The sequence below is a fragment of the uncultured Paracoccus sp. genome (genome assembly GCF_937873615.1).
In the GTDB taxonomy this organism is placed as follows: domain Bacteria; phylum Pseudomonadota; class Alphaproteobacteria; order Rhodobacterales; family Rhodobacteraceae; genus Paracoccus.
This window is the reverse complement of sequence record NZ_CALMYP010000068.1, coordinates 147,388-167,952: the sequence shown is the minus strand read 5'-3', so window position 1 is coordinate 167,952 and position 20,565 is coordinate 147,388. Positions and strand designations below refer to the sequence as shown.

Here is a 20,565-nt window from a genome sequence, read left to right as displayed (position 1 = left end):
AAGAAAACGGGGGCCACCCGGCCCCCGCTTCACGCATCACTCTGCCGGCATCGCCGCCAGATCGCCGCTTTCGGCAATCGGGTGCTTCAACAGCGGCAGCATCTCCTTCGGACAGACCTGCAGGAACTTGCCCTTCTCGGTCTCCCAATTGTCCAGGATCTCGCGCGCCCGGATTGAGTTGGTTTCCTCGGCATGGCGCTCGACCAGCGATTTCAGCTGCTCTTCCCAATGGGCGACCGTGACCGGGCAGGTCACCAGCGATTCCATGTTGATGTAATCGCCGGCCACCCCTTCCGGGTCGTACAGGTAAGCCATGCCCCCGGTCATGCCGGCGCCGAAATTGGCACCGATCCGGCCAAGGATCACGGCGACACCGCCGGTCATGTATTCGCAGCCATTGGTGCCGCAGCCCTCGATCACCACCGTCGCGCCAGAGTTGCGGACCGCGAAACGCTCGCCCGCGCGGCCAGCGGCGAACAGGAAGCCGTCGGTGGCGCCGTAAAGCACGGTATTACCGATGATGACGTTCTCGGCGGCGACCAGCGGGCTGACCATGGGCGGGCGCACCACGATGGTGCCGCCCGACAGGCCCTTGCCGACATAGTCGTTCGCGTCGCCCGAAACCTCGATCTTCAGGCCCGGCGCCGCGAAAGCCCCAAGCGACTGCCCGGCGCTGCCGGTCAGGCGGACGGTCAGGTGATCGGGCTGCAACTTGTTCCTCATCCCGAAGGTCTGCACGATCATCGACGACGTGCGGGTGCCGATGGTGCGCAGCGTGTTCCTGACCGCGTAATGCAGCTGCATCTTCTCGCCGGCGCTGAAGAAGCGTTCGGCGTCGCGGATGATTTCCGCATCCAGCGTGTCCAGCACCGCATTGCGCGGCTTGGAACGATCATAGACGATCTTGTCCGCGCCATCGACGGTGATCAGCAGCGGGTTCAGGTCCAGATCGTCCAGATGCGCGCTGCCACGGCTGACCTGGGTCAGTAGATCGGCGCGCCCGATGACCTCATCCAGGGACCGCGCGCCGATGCTGGCCAGCACCTCGCGCACCTCGGTCGCATAGAAGGTGATCAGGTTGACCACCTTGTCGGCGCTGCCGTTGAACATCGCGCGCAGCTTTTCGTCCTGCGTGCAGACGCCGACCGGGCAGGTGTTCGACTGGCACTGGCGGACCATGATGCAGCCCATGGCGATCAGGGCGGCGGTGCCGATGCCGTATTCCTCGGCCCCCATCATCGCCGCCATGACGATATCGCGCCCGGTGCGCAGGCCCCCGTCGGTGCGCAGCGTCACCCGCTCGCGCAGGTTGTTCATCGCCAGCACCTGATGCGCCTCGGTCAGGCCCATCTCCCACGGAAGACCCGCGAACTTGATGCTGGTCGCGGGCGAGGCCCCGGTGCCGCCGTTATGGCCGGAAATCAGGATGATATCCGCCTTGGCCTTGGCCACGCCCGCCGCAATCGTGCCGACGCCCGAGGACGCCACCAGCTTCACGGTGATCTTGGCGCGCGGGTTGATCTGCTTGAGGTCATAGATCAGCTGCGCCAGATCCTCGATGGAATAGATATCGTGGTGCGGCGGCGGCGAGATCAGCGTGACCCCCGGCGTCGAGTGGCGCAGCCGCGCGATCAGCGCCGTGACCTTCATGCCCGGCAACTGCCCGCCCTCGCCGGGCTTGGCGCCCTGCGCCACCTTGATTTCCAGTTCCTCGCAGGCGTTCAGATATTCGGCGGTGACGCCGAACCGGCCCGAGGCCACCTGCTTCACCTTCGCGCAGGGATTGTCGCCATTCGGCAGCGGATGGCTATGCGCCGGATCCTCGCCGCCCTCGCCCGAATCGGACTTGGCGCCGATCCGGTTCATGGCGATGTTCAGCGTCATATGCGCCTCGGGCGACAGCGCCCCCAGCGACATCCCCGGCGTCACGAAGCGCTTGCGGATCGAGGTGATGCTTTCCACCTCCTCGATCGGCACCGGCTTGCCGATGGGCTTGATGTCCAGCAGGTCGCGGACATGGATCGGCGGATTGGCCCGCATGGTCTTGGAATACTGCTTCCAGACATCATAGCTGGCCTTCTCGCAGGCCAGTTGCAGCAGCCGCATCGTATTGGCTTCCCAGGCGTGCTTTTCGCCCGAGCGGCGCAGCTTGTAGAAGCCGCCCACCGGCAGCAATTCCTCGCCGCCGCCCTCGAAACCGCGGGAATGGACCTCCTCCAGCTTGTGCTGGATGCCGTGCAACCCGATGCCGGAGATGCGCGAATGCATGCCGGGGAAATATTCGTTCACCAGCGCGCGCGACAGCCCCACCGCCTCGAAGTTCAACCCGCCGCGATAAGACGACAGGACCGAGATCCCCATCTTCGCCATGATCTTCAGCAGGCCCGCATCCACGGCATCGCGATAACGGCGCATGTTGTCGATCAGGCTGCCTTCCAGCAGGCCCCGGTCGATGCGGTCGGCAACGCTGTCCTGCGCCAGATAGGGGTTCACCGTCGTCGCCCCGCAACCGATCAGCACGGCAAAGTAATGCGGGTCGATGCATTCGGCGGAACGCACGTTCAGCGAACAGAAGGTGCGCAGCCCCTTGCGGGTCAGCCAGCTGTGAATGGCGCTCGTCGCCAGGATCATCGGCACACCGACGCGGGATTCGCTCACGCCCTCATCGGTCAGCACCAGATGCCCGGCGCCAGAGCGCACGGCATCCTCGGCCTCATTGCGGATGCGGGTCAGCGCTTCGCCAAGCGCGTCGGGACCAGCGCCTTTCGGGAAGGTGCAGTCGATCCGCGTCGCCGCATCGCCGAACAGGTTCATCATCGCCGCGAATTCGCCATTGGCGACGAAAGGGGTTTCCAGCAGCAGGATTTCCGTCTGCGCGCTGCTTTCGTCCAGCACGTTCTTGAGGTTGCCGAACCGCGTCTTCAGCGACATCACCCGGGTTTCGCGCAGGCTGTCGATGGGCGGGTTGGTCACCTGGCTGAAATTCTGCCGGAAGAAATGGCTCAGCGGCCGATACTGCTTCGACAGCACCGCCGGCGGCGTGTCATCACCCATGGAGGCGAGCGCCTCCTTGCCATCCTCGGCCATCGGCGACAGCACGTTTTCCAGCTCTTCCAGCGTATAGCCTGCGGCGATCTGGCGGCAGCGCAATTCCTCGCCCGTCAGGGTATGGCTTTCGGGCAGGTCGCGCATCTGTTCGGACAGCAGCGCCACCTTCTCGATCCACTCGCCGAAGGGCTGCGACGCCGCCAGCCGGTCCTTGATCTCGGCATCGTGGTAGAGCTTGCCTTCCTCCATATCGACGCAGATCATCTGGCCCGGCCCGAGCGCGCCCTTTTCAACCGCCGAGGCCTCGTCCACCGGCACCATCCCGGCTTCGGAACCGGCGATCAGCAGACCCTCTCCGGTCACCACAAAGCGCATCGGCCGCAGCCCGTTGCGGTCCAGCCCGCCGCAGACCCAGCGGCCATCGGTCATCGCCAGCGCCGCCGGCCCGTCCCACGGCTCCATCACCGAGTTGCAATAGGCATACATGTCGGCCCAGGCCTTGGGCATGTCGGTGACCATCTTGGACCAGCTTTCCGGCACCAGCATGGTCTTGGTCATCGGTGCCGAACGGCCCGAGCGCACCATCACCTCAAACACCGCATCCAGCGCCGCCGAATCCGACGACCCGCCCGGCACGATGGGCTTGATATCCTCGGCCATCTCGCCGAAGGCGTTAGAGGCCATGCGGATCTCGTGGCTTTTCAGCCAGTTCAGGTTGCCCTTCAGCGTGTTGATCTCGCCGTTATGGGCCAGCATCCGGAACGGCTGGGCCAGCCACCATTGCGGGAAGGTGTTGGTCGAATAACGCTGGTGATAGATGGCGAAGGCGCTCTCAAACCGCGGGTCCTTCAGGTCGGGATAGAACTCGGCCACCTGCTCGGCCAGCATCATGCCCTTGTAGATGATCGACCGGCAGGACAGCGAACAGAAGTAAAGCCCCTGCACGCCAGCCGCCATCGCCGCCTTCTCGATCCGGCGGCGGATGATGTAAAGCTCGCGCTCGAACTCGACCTGGCTCAGGCCCTTTTCGTCACGGATGAGGATCTGCTCGATCTCGGGGCGGGTGGCATTGGCCTTCTCGCCCAGGACCGAGGTATCGACCGGCACATGGCGCCAGCCATAGATATAGTGACCCATGCGGATCACCTCGGATTCGACGATGGTCCGGCAGCGCTCCTGCGCGCCGAAATCGGTGCGCGGCAGGAAGACCTGACCGACGGCGATCAGCTTGTTGTGGTCAGGCTCGTGCCCGGTGCGGCGGATCTGGTCATAGAAGAACGGCACCGGGATCTGGACATGGATGCCGGCCCCGTCGCCGGTCTTGCCATCGGCATCGACCGCGCCGCGATGCCAGATCGCCTTCAGCGCGTCGATGCCGTTCTGCACCACCTGCCGCGAGGGCTTGCCATCCAGCGAGACGACGAAACCGACCCCGCAGGAGGAATGCTCGTCCTCAGCCCGGTAAAGGCTGTTTTCGGCCATCCACTCGCGGCGGGCTTCTTCATTGGCTTGCCAGTTTTGCGGAAGTTCTGTCATTGGATGACCTCCTGAGAAAGATTGTTCGGGGCAGCGCGGCCGGCGGCCTGCTGCATGTCGGTAATCGTGGTGACGACCATCCACCACAGATAGATGCTGGCGACGGAAAGCGGCGAATAGGCAATCTCGATCATCGCACCCAGTTGGTAATCGGCGCTTGAGGGGCGGATGCCGTAAATGCCGGTAACCAGAATCGCCAGAAAGCCGGTCAGCAGCCAGAACCCCCACCAGAGCGGCAAGAGGCGCGGCGGATTGGCCGCCATCTCCCGCGCAGGCCGGCACGAGGCGTTATAGGTCTGCTTCATCGCCCGATAGGGCAGGAACAGGTTGGCAATGGGAACCACATACCAGAAGACCGCGCCCATCGGGCCAATCCGTTCGGGCTTCGGGTCCAGCACGGCGGCATTGCGCACCGCGCCATAGGTCCAGGTCGCCCCCAGGATCGCGCAGATCACATAGGCCACCATATAGGTGTTCACCACCACGGCCTCCCGTGCCTCATAGCCGTTCCAAAGCCCATGCAGGACACTTGGCATGACCGAGTCATCGCCACCCATGCGGATCAGGTTCAGGAACTGGAAGCTGAGAACGCCGTATACCAGCTCCATCGCCGCCATGGCGATCAGGGCAACGCCATTCCAGCGCCGCAACCGCGACAGGTCGGTGATCTCCTGCCTAAGCTCCATGACGCGCCCCCGCCGGTGCCGGCATGGTCACGACGCGCGGCCCTGTTGCAGATCGCCTGCCGGTGCCCACACCATCTGCATGTCGCAGTCGAAGACCGGATCGGTCGCGCCGAAACCCGCCTCGCCCGGCATGGTGAAGGTGACCGGGCTTTCATCGGTCTTCTGACGTTCGCCGGTCCAGTCGGCCCGTTCCTCGACCCCGCCATAGAAGCGGCCATGATCGGCATTGACGAATTGCTGTCCGGTCATCTCGATCAGCAGATCGCCCGCCGAGGAATAGACCTTCAACTGAAACCGGGTCAGTTGCAGCGGCACACCGTCGATCACCCGTGTCTCGCCGGTCAGCGTGTCCGCGCCGATATTGCGCAGCCGCTCGCCGGTGTTCGACCTGGTCCAGAAGTCGAAATCGTCATGCCCGGTCTGCAACAGCGTCGAGAAAGAGGCGTGGTCGCTGGCCTCCGGCTCCAGGACATCGACGATGCCGCTGCGCAGGTTCATCGATTCCATCCAGCGTGTTTCCGAATCGATCCGCGAGGTATAGCGCGGCCCTTCCTGATCGAAATAGGTCACCCATTGGTCGCCCGGCCTGTCGGCGTTGCAGGTGAAATGTTGCGCCACCGTGCAGCCGCGCATCTGTACCGTCATTTTCAGCTCGCAGCCCTGCGGCGGCAGGAAGGTGCCGGCATGGGCCGGCGAAAAGGTCAGCACGGCTGCCCCGAAAATCGCGCCGAATCCGGCGATTTTCAGGCCCGCAGAAACTGTATCGACGGCGTATGCACGCGATATGGACAGCTTATGGACGGGTTGTGCAGCCATGATTTCTCACTCCGCCGCGACCTGCGCCGCATTGCCCAGAAACTCGACGATGCTGTCGGCAGCCTCGCGCCCGTCACGGATCGCCCAGACCACCAGCGAGGCGCCGCGCACGATATCGCCCACCGCGAAGACCCCCGGCAGGCTGGTGCCATGGGTGCGGAAATCGGCCTTGATCGTGCCCCAGCGGGTCACTTCCAGCCCCTCGGCACCCCATAGACGCGGCAGTTCCTCGGGCTCGAAACCCAGCGCCTTGATGACCATCTCGGCGGGTTCGTCGTAATCCGCGCCCTCGATCAGTTCCGGGCTCTGCCGGCCCGAGACATCGGGCTTGCCCAGCCGCATCTTCTGGACGCGCACGGCAGCAATGGCAGCATGTTCGGCATTGACATTCGTCGCCGGCCCGGTCTCTCCCTGGGCCGCGCCGACGAAGGCGCCGGGGGCGGAAAGCCAAACGAATTCAACGCCTTCTTCCTCGGCATTCTGCACCTCGCGCTGCGATCCCGGCATGTTCGCCCGGTCGCGGCGATAAAGGCATTTGACGCTGGTCGCGCCCTGCCGGATCGCCGTGCGCACGCAGTCCATCGCCGTGTCGCCACCGCCGATGACCAGCACCCGCTTGCCCCTGGCATCCAACTCGCCATCCGCATAATCCGGGATCTCGTCGCCCAGATCGATCCGGTTCGAGGCGGTCAGATAATCCAGCGCCCGGATCACCCCATGCGCATCGGCATTGTCGATATCCAGATCGCGGGTCTTGTAGACACCGGTCGCGATCAGCACCGCATCATGCTTGCCGCGAATGGCGTCGAAGCTGATATCCTCGCCGATATTGCAGTTCAGCACGAATTCGACGCCGCCATCCTCCAGCAGCCGGTTGCGGCGCTCGACGATCTCCTTCTCCAGCTTGAAGCCGGGAATGCCATAGATCATCAGCCCGCCGGCACGGTCGTGGCGGTCATAGACGGTGACCTGAAACCCCATTCGCCGCAGCCGGTCCGCCGCCGCGAGGCCACCCGGCCCGGCACCGATAATGCCAATGGATTCAGGGCGTTCCTCGGCCGGCTCGATGGATTCGACCCAGCCTTCTTCCCAGGCGGTATCGGTGATGTATTTTTCGATCGCGCCGATGGTGACGGTGCCGTGGCCCGATTGCTCGATGACGCAATTGCCTTCGCAGAGCCGGTCCTGCGGGCAGATGCGGCCACAGATCTCGGGGAAGGTATTGGTTTCCTGACTGCGCAGATAGGCCTCGCGCGTGCGCCCCTCGGCGGTCAGGCGCAGCCAGTCGGGGATATTGTTGTGCAGCGGGCAATGGTTCTGGCAATAGGGCACGCCACATTGGCTGCAGCGGCTGGCCTGTTCCTTCGCCTTGGCATCCGCGAATTCACGGTAGATCTCGTGGAAATCCTCACTGCGCACATCCGCCGCGCGCTTCTCGGGCATCTCGCGCCCGATGGTGACAAATTTCAGCATTTTTTGCGTGGCCATGTCGCTTCGCCCCCTTGCTCCGATCCCCCACTATACTTGAAGGAAAGCGAAATAAAGACGCGTATGCTGACCTATTATGCATTTTCTTAATGATTCCGGCAGAATTTATCCGAAACCTGGTCATAATTAGGTCAACAGTCTATACCTACCGTCAGATTTCCCAGCAAATCAGCAGTTTTCGAGCGCCCAAATCGCCTGATTCCCGCGCGCCTCAACGCAACCTTAGCACGGCTCACCGAACAAAGCCGCCCCAGGCAAGGCCGAGCAGCAGGGCGCCGAACAGGATCCGATAGATCGCGAAGGCGGTGAAGCGGTGGGTGCGGATGAAACCCAGAAGCCATTTGACCGAGATGAAGGCCGTCACCGTCGAGACCACGAAGGCGATGCCAAGACCGGCCCAGTCCTCTCCCTCGGTGCCGTCCGAGAGATATTGCAGCAGCTTGTAACCGCTGGCCGCATACATGGTGGGAATGCCGACCAGAAAGGCGAATTCGGTCGCCGCCGCCCGGTTCGAGGTGCCAAGCAGCATGGCCACGAAAATCGTCGTGGCGGAACGCGAGGTGCCCGGAAACACCCCCGCGACCACCTGCGCGATCCCGACAGCCAGCGCCACGCGCCAGGTGATCCTTGCGCTGTCGGGCAATTTCCCGGCGAAATGCTCGGCGACCATCATCCAGATGCCACCGATCACCAGGGCCCAGGCGATGGGGGTGATCGTCTCGGGCAGCTGGAAACCGGCCTTGTCGACGATCAGGCCCAAGACAGCGGTGACCAGGAAGGCAGAGGTCAGCTTGGCCAGATAATCGCGATTCTCGGCATCACCCAGACCCGTCGCCAGTGCCACCAGCCGTTTCCAGTAGATCAGCGTCACCGCCAGGATCGCCCCGGCCTGAATCACGACGACATACATATCCGAACGCGCGCCCAGCCAATGCTCGGCCAGAAGCAGGTGGCCGGTGCTGGAAATCGGCAGGAACTCGGTAATGCCCTCGATCACGCCGAAGAGCACGTCATTCAGATACTGCAAACCGGATATCCCTTGATGGGGTCAGCGCCGCCGAATCAGCGGGTGCGCATATTCTTGGCCGAGGCCGTCATCTCGGCATATTGCCCGCTCGGACGGAAGCGCCACAGATATTCGTCGATCACCGCTTCCGGCGAGACCGGCGCAATCCCGAGATCGGCAAAACCCTTGGCGCCTTCTGCCACGACGTTGTCCTTGCGCAGCATCCGCACCTGATCGCGCGTCAGCAAGCGATTGGTGAGCAGCCCGCCCAGCATCGCCGAGCCGATATCCAGCACCCCGGCCACGATCCCGGCAAGCCAGAAAGGCATGTTGATGACGGCGCGGCGACGCATGGAGGCCGCATTGGCCTCCTGCGCGATCTCGCGCACGGTCTTCACTTCGGGCCCGCCAAGCTCATAGACGCCCGGCGCGGCCTGACCCAGAACCGCCAGTTCCGCAGCCTCGGCCACGTCATCGACATAGACCGGCTGCATCTTCGACTTGCCGCCGGTGATCGGCGTCACCAGACCAAAACTGCCCGCCGCGAAACGGTCATAGATACCGCCATGCGGCCCGAAGATCACCGAGGGACGCAGGATCACGGCATCGGGACGCTCGGCCAGAACCGCCGCCTCGCCCTGAGCCTTGGTCGCCAGATAGTCGCTGTCCGATTCGGCATCGGCACCAATGGCCGACACATGGACGATGCGCGCAATGCCCGCCTCTTTCGAGAGCCGCGCAATCCGGCCTGCACCCTCGGCATGGACCGGCTCGAAGCGGTTCTTGCCCTCGTTCACCATGATGCCGACGCAATTCACCACGGCATCCGCATCCGACATGGCGGCCTGCACGGAAAGATCGTCGCGGATATTGCAGGGCACCGGCTCGACCTGGCCCACGGCGCCATAGGTGCGCACGAAAAGCGCCTCGCTCGGGCGACGGACGGCGACGCGGACGCGCCACCCCTGCCGCGCCATGCGGCGTGCGATCTGCTGTCCGAGAAAACCCGAACCGCCATAAATGGTGACGATCTTAGACATCGGCTGCCCCTTTTTCGTGGCGTCTCTTCTGCTGATAGCGCGCCCGACCGGGCCGGGCAAGCGCTGCCCCGTCGCAGGGGGCCATGCGGGGTGAAGTTTTTGCGAAATGGCCGTTGACAGCCCCCCGCGTCAGGGCTAATCACCCGCCTCACGACACCTGCCCAGGTGGCGGAATTGGTAGACGCGCACGGTTCAGGTCCGTGTGCCGCAAGGCGTGGAAGTTCGAGTCTTCTCCTGGGCACCATCGTCGCACACAAGACCTCTGGATCTTCGGATTCGGAGGTCTTTTGCGTTCTGGGCCCTACCGTCGCGTCGCCCGTCAATCTCGCCCAAAGGTAGCCCCGCCTCAAGCTGGCACTTCATCTCGGTCAATGCTTGCGGCGACGCTGGCGGCCATCGCCAGAATCCATGGCATGATCCAGAAGCGGCCATAATAATGGGTAATGCCCATCTGTGCGAAGCCGAGCATGAGCACCAATGTCAGCGTGATGACCCCAAACCAACGCGTTTCAGCGGCACGCCAGACCGGAAACGCCAGATAAAGCGATGTCATGATCAGCAGGACATGCCCCATCAGGCTGACAAGCCCCCCTTCGGCCAAAAGCAGAAGATAGGCATTATGCACCGGCGCCTCGTACATGCTGATGACGCGATACTGGTCCGCACCCAGTCCCAGGAATATGGTGCGGCGGGTGACGCTCCAGGCCTCTCGCATCAGCGCCAAACGGTCGTCAAAGGTCCCCGCCGCGCTGATGTCGCCTGACTCGAGGGCACCAAAGACCCGTTCCACAAAAATCTCGGGTAGGAACTCCTTACCCCAGATTTGAACAACCACAACCAACAGGGTTACCGCGACGACCATGCCAAGGAGAACCCGGATCGCACCGCTGAGCAGCGCCAGACTGAAGATTCCGATGGCCGCAAGCAGCAGGCCGGAATTCGACCCCGTCAGCAACAGCCCCCAGACCAGCGGCGCGAGCAGCAGGGGCAGCAGCCACCGCCGGATCTCGCCAATGAAATAAAGCCAGAGCGTGAAGGTGATCGACATCGCGGCCAGTGCACCTGTCGCATTCTCGCGCTCGACCAGACCAGCCAGACGACCGTTGCGACTGACAAAGCGCAGGTCGTCCGGCGTATATTCAACGGCATAGGCGCCATGCAGCATGACCAGGATCATCGACGCGACGAAAATCTTGATGAGCAGGATCACCTCATGCCGCGGGCGCTGAAGGATCAGCACCGGCAGCAGCAGAAGCGAAAAGCAATACTGCCCGACCACGACCAGCCCGTTCAGAAGATCGCCGTTCAGGGCAGAGCCGAGGGTAAGCCCGCCCGTTAGCATCAACACCCCGACCAGCCAGCCGGCGGTTGCATGACCGAAAGGGTAAAGCGGCAGACCTTGCCGCCCGAACATCACGCCGAATGAGAGCATTGCAAAGACATCACCAAGCGTGACATAGCCGAAGCTGGCGCGAAGATAGTTCAGCGGCGACAGAAAGACGGTAATCGCGACCAGGACAAATTCCAACCGCAAGGCGGACTGTGCCTCAGCAGGCACAGGGCTTGGCGTTGCATCGTTGAATACGGGCGCGCTCATCGTCTCGGCCTACCCCTGATCCTGCGGTCAAATTATGTGACCAGCCTGTCAATGCAGCAAGGCGCTTTGTGGCGCATCCGCGCCGTGCTAACCATGCCATTATACATCCAAAGCACTTCCAGACGCCAAATATCGGCGGCCGAGGTGTGAATTCGGAACATGGGACGCATACGAATCCTCTACCCTTTCGCAGGCGATACCGGGCTTGGCGGCAGCCATGTCTCGGCCCATGGGCTGATCTCGGGATTGGACCTTGATCGTTTTGATCCCCGTATCCTCATCCATCGCCAGGCCGGCGCGGTCGGCGAATATTTCCGCGACATGGGGCTGGAGGTCGAGATCGCCCCCGACCTGCCGCTGATGCGCACGCCGAACTACCCGCGCGAAGGCGATGTCGGGCCGGCGGCTTATCTCCTGCGCCTCGTGCCCCGCTTGATGAAGGAACTGCGCCGCATCACCCCCCGGATCGTGCACACGAACGAGGGCCGGCTGCATGTCAACTGGTCGCTCCCGACGCGGCTGTCGGGGCGCAGGCATCTCTGGCATCATCGTCAGGACCCGCGCGCCTTCGGCATCAACAAGCTGGCCCCGCTCAGCGCCAGCCGGATCGTCAGCGTCTCGCAATTCGCGCTGCCGGCACAGCCGATCCGCGCCATTGCCGGGCGCTTCGACGTGGTCCACAGCCCGTTCGATTTCTCGGCCCCGATCCCCGATCCGGCCGCCGCCCGCGCCATGATCCTTGGCGAGTTGAACCTGCCCGAGGACACGCTGCTGCTCGGCTGGTTCGGGACCCTGGTCGAGCGCAAGAAGCCGGTGGGCTTCGTCGAGGCGGTGGCCGAGATCCACAAGGCCATGCCCGGTCGTCCGGTTCACGGGCTGCTCTTCGGCGGCGATGACGAGGCCGATCCGACGCAGCGACAGCGCTGCCTCGACATGGCGGCGGCGCAGGGCATCGCCGGGCAGATCCACATGATGGGGTTTCGCCATCCGATCCGGGATTACATGGCCGGTGTCGATGCCTATCTGGTCAGCGCCATCAACGAACCTTTCGGGCGCACCCTGATCGAGGCCATGTCTCTGGGCACCCCGGTCATCGCCACCGCCCATGGCGGCAACCCCGAGGCGATCACCGATGGTGTGACCGGCTTTCTGGTCCCCGCCGAGGATCCCCGCGCCTTTGTCGCACCGGTTGCCATTCTGGCCGCCGACCCGGTCCGGCGCGAGGCGATCATTGCCGCCGCCCGCGCCGATGTCCTGACCAATTACGGACAGGACAAGCATGTCCGCGCGATTTCGCGGATCTACGAGCAGCTTGCCGGCAGACCGGGCTGATGGCCTAGCGCCCGTCGGTCAGGTGCACCGAACGCAGCAGGTTGATGAGGTCCGACTGCCGGGAAGATCCGCTTTTCTGATAGATATTGCGCAGATGATAATTCACCGTTGGCTTGGCGATGCCCATCTCCTCGCCGATCTGATCGAGGCGCATCCCCTCGGCCAGGAATTCGGCCAGCCGCAACTCGGTCGGGGTCAGGCCGAGGGCATCGGCAACCAGTCCCGCCCCCAGCACACCCCCATGAGTTGACGGGAAGATCATCGCGCCAAGGATCGGGTCCGGGTCGTCGGCTTCGGTCAGGTTGACGACGGCGACGAAAAGATGCTGCGCGGCGTTCGATCCCGAAACCCCGATCGGGATCATGCGGAAATCCATCACCTTGGCACCTGGCTTTACCGACGCATCACCCTCGCGCGGGCTATGGGTCGATTGACGCTTGACCCAGGCCCCGACGGTGGTCGCATTCGACCGCGACATCTGCGCGGCGGTCTGGTTGGTGAAGATCGGCTGGCCGTGCGAATTGTAAAGGATGATCCCGAAGGACAGCCGGTCCAGCAACGCGTGATAGGCGTTGATCCGCCCGCCACCAGCGTTCAAGTCCGGCGTGGCCACGATGGCCGAGCGCATCCGCGCGGCCAGTCGCAACTGCGCCTCGACCGAGGCGACCAGCAGTTCGATATCGACCGGCTTCACCACATAGTCATCGGCTCCGGCCAGCTTGCCGGCGATGATATCGGCGCGGTCGCCGAAATCCGACATCACGATGATCGGCATGTCGGCCAGGTCGTAACGCTCGCGCCGGATCAACTGCATCAGTGCCATGCCCTCATGCCCCGGCAGGGCCTGATCGCAGAGCATCGCGTCGGGCGGCGAGATTGCCAGCTGAAACAGCGCACTGTCGGAATCCGCTGCGCCTTGCGCGCGATAACCGCGTTTTCGAAGCCCGCCGAGAAGTGTTTCGCTCAGCGCCGTATCGGCCGTGCAGACCATGATCCGCCGGGCGGCATCGCCGGCGGTTCGCGTTGTATCGCGGTCGGGGTTATTGGCGGCGTCATCGTTCGAAACGATACGCCAGGCTTCCGGTCTTGGGTCACGCGCTACCATCTAACAACACCTCCAACAGAGTCGAGGAAACAAGGTCCAACTCGGCCTCGGTCCAGGTCGGGTCGGTCAGAAAAGCCAGCGAGGTCTCGCCCAGTTCGGCGGCAACGGGCAGCGGTGCCGGCGGATGATGGCCGGGGGCGGCGAAATTGCCCTCGCGGTAGATCTCGGAACAGCTGCCCGAAAACAGGGCGATGCCGCGCCGCGCGGCCTCGGCCACGATCCGTTCGCGGTCCCAGCCGGGGCGCAGCGCCTCGGGGCGCAGATAGGCGTAAAGGCGATACCAGGCCGGGGTGACGCCTGCAGGCGGCAGGGGCACACGCAATGCCGGGGATTGTGCCAGCGCCCGCTCCAGCCGCGCGGCATTGGCGGCCCGCGCCGCCTGCCATTCCGGCAGCCGGCGCAACTGCACCCGACCGATGGCGGCGGATGGGCCGGTCATGCGCAGATTGGTGCCGACACCGGCGCTGTGCAGCCAGCGAAAGCCGGGGGCGGGGTTCGGGGCAAAGACCTCGGCACGGCTTTTGCCATGGTCCTTGAAGCTCCAGATCCGGTCGTAGATCGCGGCATCGTCGGTGGTGATCATCCCGCCCTCGCCGCCAGTCGAGATGATCTTGTCCTGACAGAAGGAGTAGGAGCCGAGCGTGCCGATGGACCCCACCACCCGTTCGCCGATCCGCGCGCCATGGGCCTGGGCGCAATCCTCGATCACCCAGAGACCGTGTTCCGCCGCAAGCGCCATGATGCCGTCCATGTCGCAGGGCCAGCCGCCGAGATGGATCGGGATGATCCCGCGTGTGCGCCCGGTGATCAGCGGCGCGATGCTGGCCGGGGTGATATTGCCGCTGTCAGGATCGACATCGGCAAAGACCGGCCGCCCGCCCGCCAGGATCACGCAACTGGCCGAGACGACGAAGCTGCGCGGGCTGACGATCACCTCGTCCCCCGGCTGCAGATCGAGCGCGCGAAGCGCCGCATCCAGCGTGACCGAGCCATTGGCCATGGCCACGGCCTGTCTGGTGCCGGCATGGGCGGCGAATTCGTCTTCGAAGGCGCGGACATCAGGGCCGGTCCAGGCATTGACCTTGCCCGAGCGCAGCATCGCAACGACCGCCGCGATCTGTTCCTCGTCGAAAACCGGCCATGTGCTTGGGCGCTGCATGGGCTACTCCACGATCCGGATGGTGACGAAACCCTCAGCCGCCGGGCGATGCACGGTCGCCCCGCGCAGCGTCGCAAGCGCCGTCAGCGTGGCGACCGAGCGTTCATGCGGCGGCGCCTTCTGCTGGCTTTCGAAACAGGCGAAGGCATCCAGCTTGCGTTGCAGGGTTTCCGAGATGTCGATGAACAGGTTGGGCAGGAATCCCGGCGTCAGATAGGGCGCGTTCCAGTTCGTCTCCGACAACGTCTCATAGGCGAAGATGCGGGTCGGATAGGCGGGCTGATGCGGCCTTGCGGCAACGAGCGCCGAAAGGAAGCTCAACTGATGATCCAGATGGATATCGCCCGGATGCGGGGCGAAGACGGTGCGCGCATCGACCTGAAGGACGACATCGGAAATCACCCGGTTGAGCTCGCTATGCGCATATTCCCCCAGTTCCGCCGCCGGGCAGTCGAGGTAATGCGTCGCCGTCACCCCCAGAACCCTGTGGGCGGCGGCGGCCTCGGCGCGGACCTGCGCCACCTGCTCGGCCGGGAAGCGCGGGGCGCGGCCGCTGGTGACGATGGCGACATGGACCTCGGCCCCGGCATCGGACAGCCGGGCCATGGTGCCACCCACGCCCAGCACCTCGTCATCGGGATGCGGGGCTATGACCAGCACCGGGCCGTAATTCTGCAATTGGTCGGTCATACCCCCCTCCCCAGCATGCTGTGGCGCGGCAGGCGGTCAGGGCCGCTCCAGCCGGTCAGATCGAGGCAGCGCCCGTCGCCGCACATCACCGTCACGACCTCTCCGTCGACCTGCTGCACCTGTCCGGGGATGCCGATGAAGCGACCCTCCTGCGGGGACAGGCGGGCGGCGGTCACGGTCACCACCGTGCCTTTCGCGTCTCGCGTCGAGGCGCCGGGATAGGGCGGGCCAACGGCGCGGATCAGGCGCGCGATTTCAGCCCCCGGACGGGTCCAGTCGATCTCGCCATCCTCGGGGCGGCGGCGGGCGCATATGGTCGCCTGCGCATCGTCCTGCACCCGCGCAGGACGCCTGCCGGCAGCGAGTTCGGCCAGAAGCGGCGGCAGCATCCGCGCCATCTCGGCCACGGCACGGTCGTAAAGCCCGCGCGCGTCGATGCTGTCAGGGTCGATCTCGAAAACCGCCTGCGCCGCGATATCGCCGTCATCGACCCCCTCTGCGACCCAGAACAGCGTGGCACCGCCCTGTTTCTGCGCGGTCAGGATCTGCCAGGGAATCACCGCGCGCCCACGCATCTTCGGCAAGGGCGAGGGGTGAAAGCCCAGCACCCCGATTCGGGGCAGCGTCAGCAACTCGGGGCCGACAAGCTGCGACCAGCCGATGATCAGGATCAGATCCGGCGCCAACCGGTCCAGCGCCGCCATCAGGCCCGGATCGTCGCTGCGCGCGACCCGCATCAGGTTCAGCCCATGCGCTTCCGAAATTGGCCCGAGATCGGCGAAATCTGAATGATTGGCGGCCTTCTCAAGCGGCAGAGTCACCACCAGATCCGGCCCGAGACCAGCCTCGCACAGTGCCCTGAGCGCCACGGCAGAGCCTTCCACCGCCCCGATGAACGCTGTCTTCATGCCGCCACCTCGATGGCTGAGCCGAATTCGGCCCGCGCCCAGTCGGTGGCCAGGCGCAGACGACCGTCATCCCGGATCTCGCCGCGCAGGGGCACCAGAAAGGTCTCGGCCAGCACGCGCATGTCCAGCCAGAAGCTGCGATGGGTGACATACCACAGGTCCATGGCCAGCTTTTCGCTGTTGCTGAGCCGGGTATTGCCATTCACCTGCGCCCAGCCGGTCAGCCCCGGCCGGATCGAGTTGCGCAGCACGCCCAGCTCGCCGAAATCCGCCAGCGTCTGCGGCAAAAGCGGGCGCGGCCCGACAAGCGCCATCTGCCCGGTCAACACTGGCCAAAGCTGCGGCAGCTCATCAAGGCGCAATCGCCTGATCAGCCGCGTCATTTTCGTCTGACGTTGGTCGTCGGGCAGCAGTTCTCCATGCGAATCGCGCAGGTCGTTCATTGTGCGAAATTTGCCGATTACGATCTCTCGCCCATTCAGTCCCGCCCTTCTTTGGCGAAACATCAAGGGGGATCTGAGTTGCAGGAAGACTAAAATCGCAACCAAAAGCTGAATAGGCAGAGATGCCGAAATAAGTAGCGCAGCTAATGGAACTTCCTGATAACGCAACACGATTTCCACCCGTCAATACCAGCGACACCGATGGCCTAACCTGCTGACCCGACTAGAAATTATATGATATTACATTTATTGGGACAGCAATTTATCCATGTTGCGGCATGAAATGATTCATTTCAAGATTTGATTTGAAATATTCAAATTCTACAATAGTCTTATATTCGTGTAAGCGGTTTCTGGATCATAATCCAATCATGACTCAATCAAGGATTGCGTATCAGGTTGAAATAATCGCGCTGGAATTTTGCGGCGGCGGTACATTGCTAATAGGTTGGGCAAACAGGTCATGAACAGTCCAGCCCGCCCCCCCAGAACGAGTCGTCGACACGGCGTGTCCCGCACCGAAAGGCTGGACAGCGAAGAGTTCGTCCAACTGTTGCGCCGCAACTTCTGGCTGATCCTGGTTATGGTCGCCTCGGTCATGGGCGCGACCTATGCCTACCTCTCGCGGCAGACGCCGGTCTATCGCGCGGAATCGGCGATGGCGCTGACCACGTCAGAGGTTCGGATCAGCCAGATCAACACCCAGATGGAGGTTTACGATCTGACCCGCGCCCGGGTCGAGACCGAGTTGGACCGTCTGCGCTCGCGCGATTTTGCCGAACGTATCGCGGCGGGTCTGGACCTGTTCCAGGACCCGGCCTTCCTGCCCGCGAGCGAGGGGGGGCCTGCCATAGACAGCCCCAAACGGAAACGCGCGGTTGTGGACAAGGTGCTGAGCTCCTACCGGCTGGAGCGTTCGGGCGAAAGTCTGGTCATTGCCGTGATTGCCGAATCGACATCTCCCGAACGTGCGGCGGACATCGCCAATGCCGTCATCAAGGCCTTCGTGAATTCCTCGATCGCCAACCAAACGGCGGGTATCGAGCGCTCGCTCAGCTATCTGACCGACCAGATCGATTCCATCGGCGAGGAGTTGACCCAGGCGCAGGTCGATCTGGCGTCCTTCATCCGCGACAACCAGTTGGACGATCCGGACTTGGCGGCGCGGCTCAGGCGCGAACGGTCGCATACCGCCTCGGTCATCGAGGTGATGGACAGTCGCAACGAAAATGGCACGGCAGAGCGTCAGCGCCTTCAGGCCGAGTTGGACGAACTGGACACGCAGCTTGCGGCGCGGACCCTGCATGAGCTGCAACTGGCCCGCCGCAACCTGAGCATCGAGCTGATGAACACCCGCTATGAAACTGCGGTCGAGCGGTTGAACCTGTTGGAGCCGCAGCTCGATCAGGTCGACGCCGATGCCCGCCAGATCACGGTTGCCGAAGTCCCGCTGGAGCCATTTCGTCCCAATATCCCGACCACCATGGCGATGGCGCTGCCTGCCGGGCTGATCCTCGGTTTCATTCTGGCCTTGCTGCGCAGCACGCTCAACCGGCAGATCTGGAACGGCGCGCAGGCAACCCATGTCAGCCAGCTTCCCAATCTTGGAAACCTGCCGCGCATGCCGCGGCGCGGCCTGATGCGGCGTCTCAACCCCATCGCCTTCGTGAACAAGTTCCCGCGTTCGGACTTCGCCGAGGCGATGCGGTCGCTGCTGACGGTCTGGGCCGGCCAGCAGGCCAGGGATGAGATGCCGCGAGTCGTGATGATCACCTCTGCCCTGCCGCATGAGGGCAAGTCCACGGTGGCATCCTGTCTTGCGGCCATTGCCGCGCGAGATTCCATGTCTGTCCTGCTGATCGATTTCGACACAAGGCGCACCGGATCAAGCCGCATCGTCGGTGCGCGGGGTGATCGGCGCTCTCTGGAGGACATGACCACTGGAAAGCTATCGGTTGCGGATGCGCTGATGGAAATCAACCCGGACTGCGGGTTCGACTTCATCTGCTTCGATCAGCGGACCCGCCTGACCCCGAGCAATGTCAGCAATTTCCGTCAGCGCATTCTGCCCCTGCTACACTCGCGTTACGAGCTGATCATTATCGATACGCCGCCCGCACTGGGGCTGTCGGATGCGGCCCGGCTGGGCACGCTGGCGGATTCGACGCTGATCGTTCTTCGTGCCGGCAAGACCCCGGAAAATGCCCTGCGGCAGGGGGCCGAGCGGCTGGATGACAGCGGCGTTTCGGTTGGCGGCACCGTGGTCAACGACATCGAGCCGCGCCGCTATCGCCAGCTCAACCTCGGTGGCAGTTATGCCTATTACTGATTGGCGCAATCTTGGGTGTGCCGGTCTTATGGCCAGCGCAGCCGGCGTTTTCGCTGTTGCGGCAACATCATCGGCCTCCGAACTCGCCTTTCCGGGGGCAGAGGGTTATGGCGCAGGCGCGACGGGCTGGCGCGGCGGGACACTGATCGCGGTCACAAGTCTGGCCGCTGACGGCCCCGGCAGCCTGCGCGATTGTGCCGAGCGCGCAGGCCCCCGTGTCTGCATCTTCCGCGTGGCTGGCACCATCCGCCTGCGCGAGCCGATCATGGTGCAGTCGAGCGTTTATATCGCAGGACAAACGGCACCGGGCGACGGCATCCAGATCCGCAACAACGAATCCACCCACAGCCCGCTGATCGTCAAGGACGCGAGCGATGTCGTGGTGCGCTTTCTCAAACTTCGACCCGGCCCATCGCGGCGGAAATCCTCGACCATCGACGCGCTGACGGTCGAGAACTCCACCCGCGTTTATCTGGGCAACCTGTCGCTGATGTTCGCCAGCGACGAGACCTTCGCCGTTCACGTCTCACGCGCGGTGGCATCCGATATCACATTGGCCGACAGCATCCTGGCCTATAGTCTCGACCGCTCGAACCATCCGGATGGCAAGCACTCCAAGGGGGCATTGATCTGTTCCGACACCGGCGAGCCGAGCGAAAACGAATGCGGGCGGATCAGCTTGATCCGCAATCTCTTTGCCCATCACCGAGACCGCAACCCCGACGTCAAGGCGACCAGCCTCGGCCCGGTCGAGATCGTCAACAACATATTCTATAATCCGATCAGCCAGTTCGGCGAATTTTACGACCTTCTGGGCGATGCCCGCATCGCCTATGTCGGCAATCTGGCACTTGCTGGCCCATCGACAAATGCCCGCGCCGCCGCAGCGGTGGAGCTGTTCGACCGCGTGCCGGGCAGCGATATCGCCATCGCAGCCGAGGGGAACGCCGCCCGCACCTGCGGGGGGGGCGACAGTATTCCCGTGCTCGACCCCATCGCGGAATCGCTGCAAAGCGCGCAGCCAATTGCGCTGACCGTGACCCCGCGGCCCGTGGCCGACCTGCTGGGCGAACTGCCGGAATCGCTTGGCGACGCGCTGCCCGGCGGCGCGCATCGGGATCGCCTGGATCAGCGGGTGCTGGACGATCTGGCGAACTGCAGTGGCAAAGTCATCAACCGCCCCTCGGATATTGACGGGTGGACCGATATCGCGGCCGCGTCGGCCCTGCCCGACAGCGATGGCGACCTTTTGCCCGATGAATGGGAAGCCGGCCGGCCCGCCCTTGACCCGGGCCGCGCCGATGATCCCTGGCAAGACGGCGATGGCGATGGGCTGTCCGAGATCGAGACCTGGCTGGCAGAACTCGCAGGGGACCTATGAC

The 20,565-nt window shown here is 63.9% G+C and carries 15 protein-coding genes and 1 tRNA gene; 4 read left to right on the top strand and 12 right to left on the bottom strand.

The window, feature by feature from the left end; translation table 11 throughout:
• Window positions 1-36: 36 nt before the first annotated feature.
• The 6 genes from gltB to Q0330_RS18595 form a co-directional block, all read right to left on the bottom strand.
• On the bottom strand, window positions 37-4,584 hold the full coding sequence (gltB, locus tag Q0330_RS18620) for a glutamate synthase large subunit (RefSeq protein ID WP_299483195.1): 4,548 nt from the start codon (window positions 4,582-4,584) through the stop codon (window positions 37-39).
• Entirely contained in the window at window positions 4,581-5,270 is a 690-nt protein-coding gene (locus tag Q0330_RS18615) for a DUF4328 domain-containing protein (RefSeq protein ID WP_299483193.1), read from the bottom strand. Before Q0330_RS18615 ends, gltB begins: the two co-directional genes overlap by 4 nt.
• A 27-nt stretch (window positions 5,271-5,297) precedes the next feature.
• Complete coding sequence (locus Q0330_RS18610; RefSeq protein ID WP_299483188.1) at window positions 5,298-6,086, bottom strand: hypothetical protein; 789 nt, start codon at window positions 6,084-6,086, stop codon at window positions 5,298-5,300.
• Between the two features lie 6 nt (window positions 6,087-6,092).
• Window positions 6,093-7,574, bottom strand: coding sequence for an NAD(P)-dependent oxidoreductase (locus Q0330_RS18605; protein ID WP_299483186.1), 1,482 nt, complete (start codon window positions 7,572-7,574; stop codon window positions 6,093-6,095).
• A gap of 232 nt (window positions 7,575-7,806) precedes the next feature.
• On the bottom strand, window positions 7,807-8,601 hold the full coding sequence (locus tag Q0330_RS18600; protein ID WP_299483183.1) for an undecaprenyl-diphosphate phosphatase: 795 nt from the start codon (window positions 8,599-8,601) through the stop codon (window positions 7,807-7,809).
• Window positions 8,602-8,636: 35 nt separating this feature from the next.
• Window positions 8,637-9,620 carry a complex I NDUFA9 subunit family protein gene (locus tag Q0330_RS18595; protein ID WP_299483180.1) on the bottom strand — a complete coding sequence of 328 codons (984 nt, stop codon included), beginning with the start codon at window positions 9,618-9,620 and terminating at the stop codon, window positions 8,637-8,639.
• Window positions 9,621-9,779: 159 nt separating this feature from the next.
• On the opposite strand from Q0330_RS18595, the gene Q0330_RS18590 reads away from it, so the two are divergent.
• Window positions 9,780-9,864 (top strand) — tRNA-Leu (locus Q0330_RS18590).
• 102 nt (window positions 9,865-9,966) lie between these two features.
• On the opposite strand, the gene Q0330_RS18585 is transcribed toward Q0330_RS18590, so the two are convergent.
• Complete coding sequence (locus Q0330_RS18585) at window positions 9,967-11,034, bottom strand: O-antigen ligase family protein (protein WP_299483235.1); 1,068 nt, start codon at window positions 11,032-11,034, stop codon at window positions 9,967-9,969.
• Between the two features lie 342 nt (window positions 11,035-11,376).
• Between Q0330_RS18585 and Q0330_RS18580 the strand changes: the two genes are divergently transcribed.
• Window positions 11,377-12,549, top strand: a complete 1,173-nt coding sequence (locus Q0330_RS18580; RefSeq protein WP_299483177.1) for a glycosyltransferase — start codon at window positions 11,377-11,379, stop codon at window positions 12,547-12,549.
• A gap of 4 nt (window positions 12,550-12,553) precedes the next feature.
• Here Q0330_RS18580 and Q0330_RS18575 read toward each other — a convergent pair whose 3' ends face one another.
• From Q0330_RS18575 to Q0330_RS18555, 5 genes are read right to left on the bottom strand one after another with little or no spacing between them, the layout of a single operon-like run.
• Window positions 12,554-13,654, bottom strand: a complete 1,101-nt coding sequence (locus Q0330_RS18575; RefSeq protein WP_299483174.1) for a response regulator — start codon at window positions 13,652-13,654, stop codon at window positions 12,554-12,556.
• Entirely contained in the window at window positions 13,641-14,813 is a 1,173-nt protein-coding gene (locus tag Q0330_RS18570; protein WP_299483171.1) for a DegT/DnrJ/EryC1/StrS aminotransferase family protein, read from the bottom strand. The genes Q0330_RS18575 and Q0330_RS18570 overlap by 14 nt, the downstream gene beginning before the upstream one ends.
• 3 nt (window positions 14,814-14,816) lie before the next feature.
• Window positions 14,817-15,503: a PIG-L deacetylase family protein gene (locus Q0330_RS18565; RefSeq protein ID WP_299483168.1), complete on the bottom strand. Its 687-nt coding sequence runs from the start codon at window positions 15,501-15,503 to the stop codon at window positions 14,817-14,819.
• Window positions 15,500-16,411 (bottom strand): formyltransferase family protein, encoded by a 912-nt coding sequence (locus Q0330_RS18560; RefSeq protein ID WP_299483165.1) that lies wholly within the window; start codon window positions 16,409-16,411, stop codon window positions 15,500-15,502. The genes Q0330_RS18565 and Q0330_RS18560 overlap by 4 nt, the downstream gene beginning before the upstream one ends.
• Complete coding sequence (locus Q0330_RS18555) at window positions 16,408-17,025, bottom strand: sugar transferase (RefSeq protein WP_299483231.1); 618 nt, start codon at window positions 17,023-17,025, stop codon at window positions 16,408-16,410. Before Q0330_RS18555 ends, Q0330_RS18560 begins: the two co-directional genes overlap by 4 nt.
• A gap of 337 nt (window positions 17,026-17,362) precedes the next feature.
• Between Q0330_RS18555 and Q0330_RS18550 the strand changes: the two genes are divergently transcribed.
• Both Q0330_RS18550 and Q0330_RS18545 read left to right on the top strand, forming a co-directional pair.
• The gene (locus Q0330_RS18550) at window positions 17,363-19,183 is read left to right on the top strand and encodes a tyrosine-protein kinase family protein (RefSeq protein WP_299483162.1); all 1,821 of its coding nucleotides are present in this window, start codon (window positions 17,363-17,365) and stop codon (window positions 19,181-19,183) included.
• Between the two features lie 28 nt (window positions 19,184-19,211).
• Window positions 19,212-20,564 (top strand): hypothetical protein, encoded by a 1,353-nt coding sequence (locus Q0330_RS18545; protein ID WP_299483159.1) that lies wholly within the window; start codon window positions 19,212-19,214, stop codon window positions 20,562-20,564.
• The last annotated feature ends 1 nt before the right edge of the window (window position 20,565 follow it).

Excerpts from the sequence above, each read along its gene's own strand:
- gltB (WP_299483195.1), bottom strand. The coding sequence starts at position 4,584 with ATGACAGAACTTCCGCAAAACTGGCAAGCCAATGAAGAAGCCCGCCGC.
- Q0330_RS18615 (WP_299483193.1), bottom strand. The coding sequence starts at position 5,270 with ATGGAGCTTAGGCAGGAGATCACCGACCTGTCGCGGTTGCGGCGCTGG.
- Q0330_RS18605 (WP_299483186.1), bottom strand. The coding sequence starts at position 7,574 with ATGGCCACGCAAAAAATGCTGAAATTTGTCACCATCGGGCGCGAGATG.
- Q0330_RS18570 (WP_299483171.1), bottom strand. The coding sequence starts at position 14,813 with ATGCAGCGCCCAAGCACATGGCCGGTTTTCGACGAGGAACAGATCGCG.
- Q0330_RS18585 (WP_299483235.1), bottom strand. The coding sequence starts at position 11,034 with ATGTTCGGGCGGCAAGGTCTGCCGCTTTACCCTTTCGGTCATGCAACC.
- Q0330_RS18560 (WP_299483165.1), bottom strand. The coding sequence starts at position 16,411 with ATGAAGACAGCGTTCATCGGGGCGGTGGAAGGCTCTGCCGTGGCGCTC.
- Q0330_RS18545 (WP_299483159.1), top strand. The coding sequence starts at position 19,212 with ATGGCCAGCGCAGCCGGCGTTTTCGCTGTTGCGGCAACATCATCGGCC.
- Q0330_RS18610 (WP_299483188.1), bottom strand. The coding sequence starts at position 6,086 with ATGGCTGCACAACCCGTCCATAAGCTGTCCATATCGCGTGCATACGCC.
- Q0330_RS18580 (WP_299483177.1), top strand. The coding sequence starts at position 11,377 with ATGGGACGCATACGAATCCTCTACCCTTTCGCAGGCGATACCGGGCTT.
- Q0330_RS18575 (WP_299483174.1), bottom strand. The coding sequence starts at position 13,654 with ATGGTAGCGCGTGACCCAAGACCGGAAGCCTGGCGTATCGTTTCGAAC.
- Q0330_RS18595 (WP_299483180.1), bottom strand. The coding sequence starts at position 9,620 with ATGTCTAAGATCGTCACCATTTATGGCGGTTCGGGTTTTCTCGGACAG.
- Q0330_RS18565 (WP_299483168.1), bottom strand. The coding sequence starts at position 15,503 with ATGACCGACCAATTGCAGAATTACGGCCCGGTGCTGGTCATAGCCCCG.